13 protein-coding genes are annotated in these 13,720 nt (G+C 44.3%); 6 read left to right on the forward strand and 7 right to left on the reverse strand.

Annotation, left to right across the window (positions count from 1 at the left end; translation table 11 throughout):
* Positions 1-559: 559 nt before the first annotated feature.
* From Q4Q54_RS20305 to Q4Q54_RS20315, 3 genes are all read right to left on the reverse strand, one after another.
* On the reverse strand, positions 560-769 hold the full coding sequence (locus tag Q4Q54_RS20305) for a cold-shock protein (RefSeq protein WP_011789734.1): 210 nt from the start codon (positions 767-769) through the stop codon (positions 560-562).
* 306 nt (positions 770-1,075) lie between these two features.
* A complete protein-coding gene (rlmA, locus tag Q4Q54_RS20310; protein WP_311989412.1) occupies positions 1,076-1,891 on the reverse strand; it encodes a 23S rRNA (guanine(745)-N(1))-methyltransferase in 816 nt (271 codons plus the stop codon).
* Between the two features lie 40 nt (positions 1,892-1,931).
* A complete protein-coding gene (locus Q4Q54_RS20315) occupies positions 1,932-2,774 on the reverse strand; it encodes a hypothetical protein (RefSeq protein ID WP_311989413.1) in 843 nt (280 codons plus the stop codon).
* Between the two features lie 176 nt (positions 2,775-2,950).
* On the opposite strand from Q4Q54_RS20315, the gene sbcB reads away from it, so the two are divergent.
* The gene (sbcB, locus tag Q4Q54_RS20320) at positions 2,951-4,363 is read left to right on the forward strand and encodes an exodeoxyribonuclease I (RefSeq protein WP_311989414.1); all 1,413 of its coding nucleotides are present in this window, start codon (positions 2,951-2,953) and stop codon (positions 4,361-4,363) included.
* A 210-nt stretch (positions 4,364-4,573) separates the two neighbouring features.
* Positions 4,574-5,464, forward strand: a complete 891-nt coding sequence (cdd, locus tag Q4Q54_RS20325) for a cytidine deaminase (protein ID WP_006087443.1) — start codon at positions 4,574-4,576, stop codon at positions 5,462-5,464.
* 282 nt (positions 5,465-5,746) lie between these two features.
* Here the strand turns inward: cdd and Q4Q54_RS20330 are convergent, their stop codons facing one another.
* The 3 genes from Q4Q54_RS20330 to Q4Q54_RS20340 form a co-directional block, all read right to left on the reverse strand.
* Entirely contained in the window at positions 5,747-5,977 is a 231-nt protein-coding gene (locus tag Q4Q54_RS20330) for a DUF1289 domain-containing protein (RefSeq protein WP_311989415.1), read from the reverse strand.
* A complete protein-coding gene (locus Q4Q54_RS20335) occupies positions 5,952-6,302 on the reverse strand; it encodes a VOC family protein (RefSeq protein WP_107404793.1) in 351 nt (116 codons plus the stop codon). The genes Q4Q54_RS20330 and Q4Q54_RS20335 overlap by 26 nt, the downstream gene beginning before the upstream one ends.
* Before the next feature lie 102 nt (positions 6,303-6,404).
* Positions 6,405-7,109 carry a DUF445 domain-containing protein gene (locus Q4Q54_RS20340; protein ID WP_311989416.1) on the reverse strand — a complete coding sequence of 235 codons (705 nt, stop codon included), beginning with the start codon at positions 7,107-7,109 and terminating at the stop codon, positions 6,405-6,407.
* Between the two features lie 506 nt (positions 7,110-7,615).
* Here Q4Q54_RS20340 and Q4Q54_RS20345 point away from each other — a divergent pair.
* The 3 genes from Q4Q54_RS20345 (at position 7,616) to Q4Q54_RS20355 (ending at position 12,251) form a co-directional block, all read left to right on the forward strand.
* On the forward strand, positions 7,616-7,996 hold the full coding sequence (locus Q4Q54_RS20345; protein WP_106650202.1) for a VOC family protein: 381 nt from the start codon (positions 7,616-7,618) through the stop codon (positions 7,994-7,996).
* A gap of 254 nt (positions 7,997-8,250) precedes the next feature.
* Positions 8,251-11,523 (forward strand): DUF748 domain-containing protein, encoded by a 3,273-nt coding sequence (locus tag Q4Q54_RS20350; protein WP_311989417.1) that lies wholly within the window; start codon positions 8,251-8,253, stop codon positions 11,521-11,523.
* 371 nt (positions 11,524-11,894) lie between these two features.
* Positions 11,895-12,251 (forward strand): glutaredoxin family protein, encoded by a 357-nt coding sequence (locus Q4Q54_RS20355; protein ID WP_107947090.1) that lies wholly within the window; start codon positions 11,895-11,897, stop codon positions 12,249-12,251.
* A 183-nt stretch (positions 12,252-12,434) separates the two neighbouring features.
* On the opposite strand, the gene Q4Q54_RS20360 is transcribed toward Q4Q54_RS20355, so the two are convergent.
* On the reverse strand, positions 12,435-13,124 hold the full coding sequence (locus Q4Q54_RS20360) for an energy-coupling factor ABC transporter permease (RefSeq protein ID WP_311900295.1): 690 nt from the start codon (positions 13,122-13,124) through the stop codon (positions 12,435-12,437).
* A 132-nt stretch (positions 13,125-13,256) separates the two neighbouring features.
* On the opposite strand from Q4Q54_RS20360, the gene Q4Q54_RS20365 reads away from it, so the two are divergent.
* A complete protein-coding gene (locus Q4Q54_RS20365) occupies positions 13,257-13,718 on the forward strand; it encodes a hypothetical protein (RefSeq protein WP_011846514.1) in 462 nt (153 codons plus the stop codon).
* Positions 13,719-13,720: the final 2 nt, after the last annotated feature.

Raw genomic sequence — 13,720 nt, forward strand, 5'->3', positions numbered from 1 at the left:
GCATGTTACCAATGAACACAGTGCTGCATAAACAGACTCTAAAGCGTTAATAGTGCCCTGCTGCTTCTGATCCTCCAGATTCATACAACAAAAAAGTGATGGGATGCACACGCAGTCGGCCTAGAGAGTTAAGTTACGCTATGGCTAAATACTGTGTTGAAAGGTAAAAACCTGTAATATAACTGAAGCAAAAACATGGAGGATGAATCGAGGAAGCTTTATTGAAGATTAACTCTCTGAAAATGAGGTGTTTTGGAGATGAAGAGGAAATCTGGAAGCGAGAGCTAACAGTTAAATTAATACGGTAGGCTAAGAAAACGGTTGAGCAACTTAAGCTCATGCATCTAGCAACTGTATATTTTACTTTCTTACTTTCTTACTTTCTTACTTTCTTACTTTCTTACTTTCTTACTTTCTTACTTTCTTAGAAGACTACCCACTCTAGTAGAGCATCTAACCTAGAAGAATATTTTAAATTTCACACAAATAAAAAGAGCCATGGAATAAACCATAGCCCTTTAATCCATTGCTATCAGCTCTAGGCTAACAGCACTGAAAATTAACCAATGATAGTTACGTTTTCAGCTTGTGGACCTTTTTGACCTTGAGTCACAGTGAAAGACACTTTTTGGCCTTCATCAAGAGTTTTGAAACCGTCAGAATTGATCGCACGGAAATGTACGAATACGTCTGGACCAGATTCTTGCTCAATGAATCCGAAACCTTTGTCAGAGTTGAACCACTTAACAACACCAGTAACTTGAGACATGATATAAATCCTGTAAATAAAAAATTAAAGCCTTAACGGCGGTGGAGCTGGAAAATGCCGGTATTACTTATGTTTACAGGACGAACTGGTCGTATTGAACACATAAATATAAGCCCAACCTTCAAGCTGATAAGACTATAAACCATTCTAAAGATAAGTCAACACACTGCGACACTTTGGATTATTTATTTTGCCTAAATCTACTTTGCGGTTTTGCAACCGGCTAGCAGAACATTCAGTTCATGCTGCTTAGCATTTACAGTTAAACATTTTAAATAATTTATTTCAATAGCTTAATCTATTCACTTATCTTGAAATGCGATGCACTTCAATTTGGAAATCCAATTCACAGCTTAGTCCTTGCAGAGCAAATGCTCGCTTTTGCGCATCGGTAAACTTCCAAGCGTAAGGCGTCATTTCTAAAAAATGAGCAATGTGATCACTTTTTGTCAGTTCAAGCTGAGAAATTAGGCGTTCCTGATGCAGGCACTCAAAACCAGCAATATACGCAGCAGATACAGGATGCAATCTAGGTTCTGCATATATTTGTTGCTTCAAAGCGAAGTGATGCGAAGGTCCGGGAGAGACTGTTATCAAGATACCACCATCGGCCATAATGCGTTGTAACTCTTCAACTTTGGAAGGGGCATAAATGCGAATGGCAAGATCGACACTTTGAGAGGCGATGGGCATCTCATAGGCACTTGCCACACAAAATGCTAAATTGGGGTAGCGTTTAGCCGCATATTTAATTGCTGACTTAGAAATATCTATGCCTTGTAAATCACAATCATGGTGCTGACTCAACACATTGAATAAACGCTGGCTGTAGTACCCTTCCCCACAGCCTATATCAAGGATCTGTTTTGCATCAGCACCAAACTCGATCGCGAGTTCATTCACTTTATCACTCAAGCCTTGATAATACCCTTCGTTTAAAAATTCACGCCGAGCAAACATCATCTGCTTGTTATCACCAGGATCTTTTGAGTTTTTCTTCTGTACGGGCAATAAGTTGACATAACCCTCTTTAGCCATGTCAAACTTATGTTGCTGTGGACAACCCCAAGTGCGCTCCGTTAACGTCAGCGGCGCGGAACACAGAGGACATAAATAGTGCATAGTGGACTCTTATCTTTAACTAAATTTGGGCAAGAAAGGTTTACGTTTCGTCTTCCATTAATCGGTCAACCATCTGGATCAGTTCAGGTGGCGCAAGTAACTCATAACACTCTAATTTTCTTAATAACTTGTCTGTGTTATCAGCATCATTAGCGGCGCGACTATAATTGGGACGCTCAAACATATGGGTATAGGTTCTAAATAACCACTGTTGTTTCTGAAGTAACAAGGGATCGAGCCTTAATACCTCGTCGGCAAGGCTAGCCTGACATTGACCAAGCTCCCCACGTAGAAAAGCTTGTAATTCTAACCTAACTTGCTCAATTTCGGTCATGTAAATGGCGAGGGATTCAGATGATGCGGCATAATCGTATTGCCTTGCTAACAGAGCTTTAGCGACCATTAGCGCTTTAGGTTCATGCAAAACACGTAAATCGGCTTCTAAAGGCACTAACTCAAACTTTGAATCCGCTTGTAAAGCAAACGTTAAGCAATTATATACGACTGAATTATCTTCATCTAAACCATTAGTCATGTCTAAGGTAAAAGATACACCCCGTCTCAATTCTGCCGCGCAAAATTTTGCAGCAGTGCCCATTCGCGTATAGAGCCGAAAACCTTGCCCAAGACTTCGAGTGATCGGTGTATTAAAGGCCTGTGCACTTTGCGGTAACGATTCAACTTTAAGACCCATAAACGGTTGAAAACGAATCGCAATATTTTGTGGGGTTCCAGCTTCAGCAATAACGATAACCTCTAGTAAAGGCGCACTGAACGCCTGTAACACAATAAAATCACTGATATCGTCGGGTAACCGCAACGTGAGTATCGACGCCTTTTCGGCATCAAGCACCATAGGCTCATTTAGAAATTGATGATACATAAGACATTATTCCCCTGTTCAGCCGCGATTGTACCTTTGAATCTGAATGAAGATCACCAATTAAGTCTTTATATTCTCAAGATAATGACTTAATTACCTTAATGGTGTAAATGTTCATTCGGGGAGTTTCGGTGTTAAGATGTTATTATTCGATAAACTGTCATTTGAATTTAATTATGTCTAATCATTCCCAGCCAAGCATATTTTGGCACGACTACGAAACATTTGGAGCGAACCCAGCGAAAGACAGACCCTCGCAATTTGCGGGCATTCGCACGGATTTAGATCTCAATATCATCGGCGAGCCTGAGACATTTTATTGCAAGCAAGCCCCTGATTATTTGCCGTCACCAGAAGCGATATTGATCACAGGGATCACTCCGCAGTTAGCCAATTTAAAAGGCATCCCTGAAACTGAGTTTATGGGGCGTATTCAAGCACTGTTTAGCCAGCCAAACACCTGTGTCGCGGGCTACAACTCACTGCGTTTTGATGATGAAGTGACCCGTTATGGCTTTTATCGGAACTTTATCGATCCCTATGCCCGTGAATGGCAAAATGGTAACTCTCGTTGGGATATCATTGATTTAGTGCGCGCGTGTTACGCATTTAGACCCGAAGGGATCAATTGGCCAACCAAGGAAGATGGATCTCCTAGTTTTAAGCTAGAACATTTGACCCAAGCGAATGGTTTAAGCCATGAGAAAGCCCATGATGCCATGTCTGATGTGTATGCAACCATAGCCATGGCAAAACTCATTCGCGAGAAACAGCCTAAGTTATATCAGTACTATTTTGACTTGCGCCGTAAGCAAGCGGTGAGCGATCAAATCGATGTGCTCAATATGCAGCCGTTAGTACACGTGAGCTCTAAAATTAGTGCGCGCAATGGTTGTACGACGTTAATTTCCCCCGTGGCGCACCATCCAACCAATAAAAATGCGGTTATTTGCGTTAATTTAGCCATGGATTTAACGCCACTCTTTGAGCTAGATATTGAGCAAATTAAGACGCGTATGTATACGCCAAGAGCCGATCTTGCCGAAGACGAATTACCGATCGCGGTAAAACAAATTCATTTAAATAAGTGCCCTTTTATCACTTCGGCTAAAATCCTCAGCGATGAACATGCCGCTCGTTTAGGCATAGATAAAGAATTTGCCAGAGAGCAATATAAACGCCTTAAACTTCACCCAGAACTACGTGAAAAACTGGCGCTATTATTTGAGCACGATGACAGCAGAGCGACCACAGATCCCGATTTGATGCTGTATTCTGGTGGTTTCTTTAGCCAAGCTGATAAAGCGAAAATGGAAATCATCCGTCATACCCTACCGCAAAATTTAGCGGCGCTAGACTTGCAGTTTGATGACCCACGTATCCCTGAAATGCTGTTTCGTTACCGTGCCCGTAATTACCCTGAACTACTCGATTACGAAGAGTCACAGCGCTGGCGTGAATTCTGTCAAAATCGCTTAGCCGATCAAGACTACGTACTTAAATTAGAAAATCTGCTGCAAGATACGCAAGCGGATGAGACTAAACAGAAGTTACTGGCTGCCCTCTGTCATTATTTGCGTGAACTTTAAGTTTAATCAATTCAAGCTTAAGTCTTTTATTTAATAGTCTTAAGCTTGTTTATATTCGTGAATAGACTCACTCTATTAGTCGCATAACTTAAATTGTTTACTATCGAACACACACATTTGCAGCGTATAAACGCGAGCTAACTCGCATTTATGCTGTAACAAAATTACTAGAATGTTCTTCCATGAACTTAACAAATAAGGAATCGGGAAATGCAAGATAGATTCATTCGTAGCATAACCCAACTGCCAACGCCGTTAGCCGATGCTCTCATTCCGATGTTGCACCAGAATTTTGCTGGACACTTAGATGCGCAACAACTTGCCACGCTCACAAGTGCAAGCAAGATGACCGAAGCAGAAGTGTTACTGGCACTGCTGCCGATAGCTGCTGCACTGGCGAAACCGCCTATTAGCGAGTTTTATGTCGGTGCGATTGCCAAAGGCAAAAGTGGCGATATCTACATGGGGGCCAACTTAGAATTACCCGGTGAAGCGCTGTTTCATTCTGTCCATGCAGAACAAAGTGCGATCAGCCATGCATGGCTCAGCGGTGAAAGCCAAATTGTTGATATCATAGTCAATGCCAGCCCTTGCGGCCATTGCCGTCAATTTATGAATGAGCTGGTTGAAGGAAGTAAGATCAGCATTCATCTACCCGCACAGGAAAGCCATCCACTGGCGTATTATTTACCCTATGCCTTTGGCCCAAAAGACTTAAATGTCACTTCGCCTTTAATGGCTAAGCAACAAACTGAATTTGCTTTAGATAGTGCCGATCCTATGATCATCGAAGGTTTAGATCATGCCGGTTTAAGTTACGCGCCTTACACTCAGAGTTTTGCTGCCGTGGTTTTAGAAACACGCGATGGCGCAACCTATTGTGGTCGCTATGCAGAGAACGCGGCATTCAATCCTTCTATGTTGCCGATGCAGATGGCCTTGTCGAATCTCGTTCGTCATAATCGCGAATTTAGCGATATCAGCCGCGCGGTGTTAATTGAATCATCTCAAGGAAAAATCAGTTTAGTCGGCGCGACTATGGATGCACTCCATACCGTTGCCGCCATCGAACTTGAGCACATAGTCATCGATCCCGTGTAACGCCTGCTTCAAAATGCCAAGGGGCTTCAAAATGCCAACGGCGAAATACGTTAATGCGTATTTCGCCGTTGGATTGTTCGACTAATACTTCAACATCAAGTGATCACCCGCTAATGCTAACGGCTAAAACGTCGAAGTAGCAGTCCTCAGCTTTAATGTCCAATCCTCAAACGTGACGCATAGTGCTCAAACGCAAACGCTAGTACTTAAACTTAACTCTGAGTATTCAAATGTGAAAGCTAACTAGGCATAAATGGTTAACCTCAGCACAATTATGCAAGGCTACTCACTATCCAGAGTTCTATTTACGCCACTTCTTCTCGCCTGAAGCTCAGCTTTACGCTGCGCCATTCTGGCAAAACAAGCTTGCCGCTCCACATCTGACATAGCGCGCCAGGCTAAAATCTCATCGAGATGCCTAAAGCAACCTAAGCAAATATCTTGCTGATCTAAACAACAATTGCGTATACAGGGATTGGCATTAGGATCATTCTGACCAGACGGCATATTCATTGCCACAGGGTTCAGTGAAGTGGAATCGGCGACCACCGGGGAAACTAAAGATGTCTGCCGTGATTGCGCCGCCAGCGGCCACGACAGCCGTCAGAGTCAATTCTAAGTTCTGGCTGTAGATCACAATCAGCGGGCAGCCTTTTGCGAGGGTAAAATCCACCTCGGCTTGATAGAAGCCACCTGTGATCCCGACATCCATAAAGCAGCTGTATTCAGGACCGTAATCGACATAGGTCCAGCCAAATACCTGGCTAAAAAAGGCCTTAGAACTCGCAATATCGCGGCTCGGGATTTCCAAATAATTGATGCTGTGTTGAAGGTTCATAGACTTCCTTGCTATTTAATGAGGGACAAAATGATAGGCACAAAATGTATGAATAAAAAATGGGAGCCAAAGCTCCCATTCCATCCGCGGCTTTAACTCAGGTTAACCTTGGATTAAGGCTGCAACAAGTCCAATCAGACCACCAAACACCCCGCCCCAGATCACTAACCAACCTAAATGCGTTTGGATCATGTCCTGAACGATTTGTTTCACCATTTGCGGTGTCAGCTCGTTTAACCTTTGTTCCACTATATTGGCAATTTTAGTTTGCAGATCGGCCATCACATTTGGCTGTTCGATTTCTTGTTTCAACAGCTCGTGGAATGCATCACTTTGCGCCATTTCAACTAAAGAAGCTTTCATCTTCACAATAAACGGCTCTTTTAGCGGTAATAACGCATCCGTACCGCCGAACATAGACAACATGCCGCCAAAGGAAGATTGCGCGACTGTGCTAATTAAGGCATCGAAAGAAGGCGCTAAATCGACCTTCTCAATCACGGGGGCCAAGTCTATTTTACTCAGCCCTTCTTTTTCCGATAGGAATCGGTCGATATTTTCTGTGGTAAAAAACTGCTTCATCATCAAATGAGCAATGCCCGCCTTAAACTCTTCGAAACGAGAAGGCACGACTCCTGAGCCATAGAGTCCGGGGACTTTCTCAAACAACATATAAACTGCAACCCAGTTGGTAATCGCACCCGATAAGGCAAACAATCCGACATTCAAAACAATTGCCGACTGCATCAGGTAGCCCGCAACCACCAAAGCCGCCGCCAATAAATTTGTTACTAAACTCTTATTCAATCTCGTATCCCCTAAGGTGGCATCGATAAGATGCAAAACTAGCCTATATTAACAAGTTAACGGGAGTCAGGTCTAACACTCAAACCACAGTAAACGAACTCGTTTTCAAATCTGTTTTCTGTGCTAAGTCTTGGCGCGACAAGCTGCATCCAGCACATCACCAAAGCCACAATGTTATTGAACCACTAACAGCCGACTGGCCTATCCAAAATAAGTGAATCCCCTTGTAGAACATTAAGTTAATTTAATGTCATACAAGCTCAAAAAACAGAAATTTTAATTTACCGCCTGTGAATTATCAACCAGCCTCAACTACACTCAATTTGGGTCAGAAACCCGAAATAGGCTTCCCAAATACAAACTCAGAATTCAGGGCTTAAATATAGCGTTTGGGTACAAGGCTTAAACACTGGCTTTAAACACAAGCCTTAAACTCAAGCCTTAAACACAGTCACTGAACAACGACTCAAATAAAAAGTTAACCACAATAAATTAAGGATGCGCTTATGGAATCGGCTTTTAATACTGCAGGTGCGTTAAGTTGGCATGAACTCACAACCAATAACACCGAAGAGGCCATGTGCTTCTATGCTGAGATTTTTGGCTGGCACTTTAAAACCGTCAAAATGCCCCACGGCCATTATCATATTATTGAAAATCAGGGCGTCAGCATTGGCGGAATTACCGACAGTTTAATCCCCACTCTTCCATCACATTGGACTGGCTATATTACCGTTAGCGATGTGGATCAAGTGGCTATCAGTGCCAAAAAACTCGGCGGTGACATTCTGTTTGGCCCTGAAGACATTCCAGAGGTGGGCCGTTTTTGTTGGATAAAAGACCCACAGGGCGCCATTATTGCGGCCATTAGCTATTTAAAACGCTAATGTAAAAACTGACCTAAACATCATGATGAGTTTCGACTCAAGGGATACGCCGCAGGTTGATACAGATGTAGCTATCAATGTAGAAGATAGGTTGTCATTCAGCAACGACGGGGGTCGGAAGAAGTTGTCGTCGGGTAATGCTAAGATTTCATTGATAAAATATAAATAATCTCTGGAAACATTAGCGTTAATCGCTAGAATGTTCGCACTTATGGCAGTTTTCCCCTGTCTTATGCATTGGAGCCTTGATATTAATGCTGACCCAGCTATCGCAATTCAAACACACTTTTTTTGCTCTCCCAAGGTACCTGCGTGTGCTTGTTTACCTCACCGCCGTCTACCTTAGCTATGTCTGCACATTAGGCTTAATCCTGCCCTATGCGATAACCACGCTGGCACCCGAAAAACTCTCTGCTTTACTCGGCCGTCCCGTCACCCTCGGGGATATCCGCATCAATCCCTTTAATTTCAAAGTCGAAATCGACCAACTGGCCATTAAAGAAAAAGACGAAAAACCGTTTGCAGGCTTAGCGCAAGTCCAATTCGAAGTGAACTTTTGGCAATCTGTTTTTAATCGCGCCGCCGTTATCGAAAACATACACATACAAGCGCCCTACGCACACATCATCCGCGTGGAGAAAAAAGGCAAAGCTGGATTCAACTTCGACGATATTCTGCAGACCTTGAACGAGCATTCCTCCGCGAGCACAGAAACAACACCCGCAGAAGCCAGCGCCCCCGTTCGTGTCCTGCTCAACCAATTTGTGTTAGATGCAGGGCAATTTAACTTCGATGACAAAATTACCCATGCTCAAATTAATTATCCCAATATCAATTTAAAACTCAGTCAGCTCGATACTGAATATTTGATGTCGGCATTGTCGGCCTCAGTAGCACCAGCCACAAAAGCAAATAAGACTGAAGCCAACCCGACACCAAACGCCCAATCATCCTCTGATACTGGCTCTGGCTCTGGCTCCCAAGTTATGCCAATTCAGCACAATCACTATGCGATACAACTCAGTGATGATCATGCTGGTGAAATCAGTTTGCAGGGGCAATTCCAACTGTTCCCACTAAAAGTTGCGGGTGACGTCCACATCGCCAAACTGAAACTGAGACCACTCTGGCGATTTATCGACGATCAATTTAAGCCAGCACTTACCGATGGCGAGATCACGGCTAAGACTCAGTATCAAGTGGATCTTGCCGAGAATGGCGAGTTACAAGTCACCAGCAACAATGGCCAGTTTATTGTTGAAAAACTGAACTTTAACGACCAAGAGCGCTCAGTGGTCAAGCTGCCAATCTTTGCCCTCGACGGTATTACAATGGATCTGAAGCAGCAGCAAGTACGCATCAATAAGCTTCACAGTGATGGCCTTACTGTAAACGCCATTTTGAATCAAGATGGACTCGATCTCGCCAGCTTGTTCATGCCGAAATCCGCCAGTGCGTCTACAAGTGCAGCGCCGCCAGTTGCTAATTCCATAGATGCTAAGCCGGCAGATGCTAAGTCACTAGAAGCCAAAAATGTTGAGAGCGTACAAGTCGCGCAAGTGGAAGAAAAGCCTCAACAGCCAATCAAGCAAACACCAGTAACGGCGTCAACAGACACTTGGTTCGTGCAACTCGATGCGCTCAATATTGAAAACTACGATCTTAATCTGTCGGAGCAAAAGTTAACTGAGACACCGCAGCAATGGCGTGTGTATCCACTTAATTTTTCAACAAAAACTATCACCAGCGCCTTGGCCGAGCCGATTGAATATGCGCTACAACTCAGCATTAATGACAAAGGTACTTTAAGCTCCCAAGGCCAGGTCGATGTGCCAGGCGAAGCCATAGATGCCGATATTCAACTCGATAAGCTCGCGTTAATCCAGTTCCAACCGTATCTTGCCCCCTACGTGAATATCCAGCTTAAGAGTGGTTTATTAAGCTCTGCAGGCAAGCTCACGGCTGATGCCAAGGGTAAAGCCATTTACGGCGGCAGTGTTGAGCTCGATGATTTAGCCATTCATGACAAATTGCGTAATGCTCCGCTGGTCAAATGGCAAAAGATGAATATCAATCAGCTCGATTTTGACCAACAAAAAAATCAAATCAAAATCGATCACTTAGCCTTTAATCAACCCTACGCCAAAGTGGTGATCGCTAAAGATAGAAGCACTAATATCAGCGACCTTATCGTCGAAGCGCCTATTGCAGCTTCAGTAACGAATAGTGCGACAACGAACAGCGCGCCCCCTGCTAAGCAAACCGCAACCGAGCCGCAAATGGCGAGCAAGTCAGCAACGCCTGAGCTGAGCCTCGATATTCAAAAAATTAGCTTTAGCCAAGGCTCGGCTTACTTTGCCGATAACTCACTGACCCCGAATTTTGCTTCGGGAATTGAGCTGCTTGAAGGCAATATCACTCACCTGTCATCCACGCCAGGCACTAAAGCCTCGGTCGATATCAAAGGTAAGATTGACAAGTACGCGCCTGTAACCCTAAAAGGCGATATTAACCCTTTGTTAGACATGCCATATTTAGATCTCGATTTGATCTTCAAAAGTGTTGAGCTAACCTCAGTCAATCCTTACTCAGGCACCTATGCGGGTTACTACATAGATAAGGGACAGTTATCACTGTCGCTGAACTACAAACTCGATCAGAACAAGCTCAAGGGCAATAACCATCTAGTCATAGATCAACTGAAACTCGGTAAACCCAGTAATAGTGACCTTGCCACTAGCTTACCTATCACGCTCGCCATTGCGCTGCTACAGGACCGTAACGGCGTGATTGATTTAGGCATGGAAGTCTCAGGCGATTTAGACTCACCCAGCTTTAGTGTCGGCAGCATCATAATGACGGCGATTACCAATGTGATCACTAAAGCCGTCACTGCGCCCTTCACTTTCTTAGCGGGGCTGATAGGTTCAGACGAAACCTTAGACAAAATCAGCTTTGCCGCCGGTCAATTCAGCCTAAGTGAAGATGAGCAGAAAAGTTTAGATAAACTCGCCAGCGCCTTACTCGACAGACCTATGCTCAAGCTCAGCGTTGAAGGTGAAGTCGATGCCATCAATGACAGCCAAGCCATTGCTGAGCGTATCATGAAGCGCAAATTGGCTAAGTTAGCCAATATCGAGTTCAGTGCGTTACCTGATGATTTAAGTCCAAGCCAATTCCCGACCCAAGGGCCGCTCGCCGATGCGCTAGTGAAGCTCTATGAGCAGGAAGTTAAATCCGATCCGGCACTAATAAAAGACACAGTTATCGCAGAGGCCAAAGACGCACAGCTTTCCGATGACGAAATCACCACCCGCTGGCATATCGCTTTATATAATCTGTCAGTAAAAGCGCAGAATGTTAACGATGGCATGTTGGGTAATTTGGCCCAAGAAAGAGCCAAAGCCGTTAAAGCTTACCTTGTGGACGTGAAAGAGATTGCCCCAGAGCGGATCTTCTTGCTCGAAAGCCGAGTGAGTTTAACCCAAAATGTGGCCCAAGTGAGCCTTACCATAGATGCGCAATAGACGCGCAATAGACGCGCAATAACTCAAGCAATGGGTTAATGTTGCTGTGTTTACGATAAAAGAAGCCCGCTAAAGTTCAGCTTTAGCGGGCTTCTTTCTTATGGTGAAGAGCATGCCTAAATGTATAGCTAAGCGCATATCTAATTGTTACCGCTAAGCGAAAACGCTGTCCTTGTCGCCAAAGAATCTTCTACCTGTTAATCCACACTAAAATGTTGGCCGCGCTTTGTGCCATAGGTTACACTCTGCGGCCTTTATGCAACTGGGATCGCACGCACGAATCGCTAAATCTCAGTTTCGTCGCACATTTGCGACGGCGCCATTGACACACGAATCACTTTTCAACACACATTATCATTGAGGTCACTGACATGTTTATCATTCGCTGGATTTTAGGCAGGATCATTCTGTTTTTAAACTTCGTATTTAGCCCTAAAAAGCGCCAACGTCCACTGGCAGAGCAACAACAGATTGATACTCAAACTCAAGCATTGGCCCTGTATCAGTATCCAGCTTGCCCATTTTGCGTAAAAGTCCGCCGTGCAATGCGCCGTCAGGGACTCAATATAGTGACCCTCGACGCTAAAAAAGCGCCACACAAAGATGAGCTCGTCGCCCAAGGTGGCAAACAGCAAGTGCCTTGTCTGCGCATTGAAGAAAACGGCCAAGTACAGTGGTTGTATGAATCTAAAGAAATCATTAACTACTTAGACCAACGCTTCGCCTAAATCGCGGTGCAACAGTCTGTGTAAATCTCCAAATAAGTGCGCCCAGTACCTTTTTTAATGAACTGTTCAATCGACTTTTCAATGGACTTCCCAATGAACTTTACAATGGGTTTTCCGTTGAAATATCGAGGTTTCGGGCGCAGTTCTTTTATTAGGTTGTTTTATCGCATTCTTTTATCACATCTACTTACGCCACAAATATTCTCGGTCGGAATAATCAAATAACCACTGGGGTTGATACACCACCAATAGCGTTACCGCCATGCCATTAAGCAATGCCTCGGGGAACGCCAGCAAAGGGATTAGCATCAAGTAGTCATCCACTAACACATTCCAATCGTAATCCGCTGCAGACCATAACCACATCGCCCAACTCATTTGATGAAACACAGTTGAAAGGCCCGCATTGATAAAACCGCCGACGAAGATAAACACAAAAATGTGTTTAGGAAATAAATGGTAACTACGACTGTATAAAATAAAACATAGGAACAGCGGCGCAGCCATAGCGAACAGACTAAAAGCCCCAAAATCAGCGGGCTGTTTTAGTACAAAAAGACTAAAAAAAGCGCTCGGCAACAGTAATGCCACGGTCGCAAGACGCCAACCGAACATCAGCATACAGGTCACTATTCCCAGAAAATGCAGATGCAACCCAGTTTGAATACTGGCATTTAACGACCACAGCGCATTGACGCCCACCAGCGTCAGTAACAAGCGTAACTGCAGGTTTTTATCCCGTCGGATCTGTGCCAACTCGTCTTTTGGCCATATTGCATAAAGCCATAACGCCAAGAGCATAAGGCATATGCCTTGAGTCAGGCTCATATCCCACTCGATTTGCGCCCATTTATTCGACCAAAACGCCAACATTAATCGCCCATCCTTAATCCATTGCGCCAATAGAGTCATACTCAGTCCATGAAGATGCCATAAATCCATGAACTTTAGGGTCATCTTAAGGTATTCTGCTGTCAGTTAATAACCTAAGAGTTAAATTTGATTATGCCGCTTCGATACCTCAGCCTTGCCATCTTAAGTTGTTTCTCGCTCATCGCCTGCAGCAGTGCCCCCATAGATCCTAGTGAACTTGCCGGGAAATTACGGGATAAGTTAACCACAGATATTAAAGCCGATGGCCTTAAACTCTTCAGCTACACTGCGCGGCTGGTCGATGATAAATCTAACATGGGTGATGCAGACCGCCCTTTCCCGCACGATGCCCGCGTACGTAGCATGCAAGATCCCCGTGAACAACGCCGCGCGATGCAAGATCTACAGGACTCATTAGAAGTTTGGGGACGACAAGTCGAATTAGGTTTAACGAAAACCCTTGAAATGACAGGTTATTGCCGCGAAGGTTATATCGAATTGAGTCGGATTATCGAACCCGGGCGAGGCGAAATTCGTGGTGAATGCCAAGAAGGCGCGACCAATGCCGATAAACAGAAATTTGTGAACTATTAGCG

The sequence above is a fragment of the Shewanella sp. SP2S2-4 genome (genome assembly GCF_031932025.1).
Taxonomy (GTDB): Bacteria; Pseudomonadota; Gammaproteobacteria; order Enterobacterales; family Shewanellaceae; genus Shewanella; species Shewanella baltica.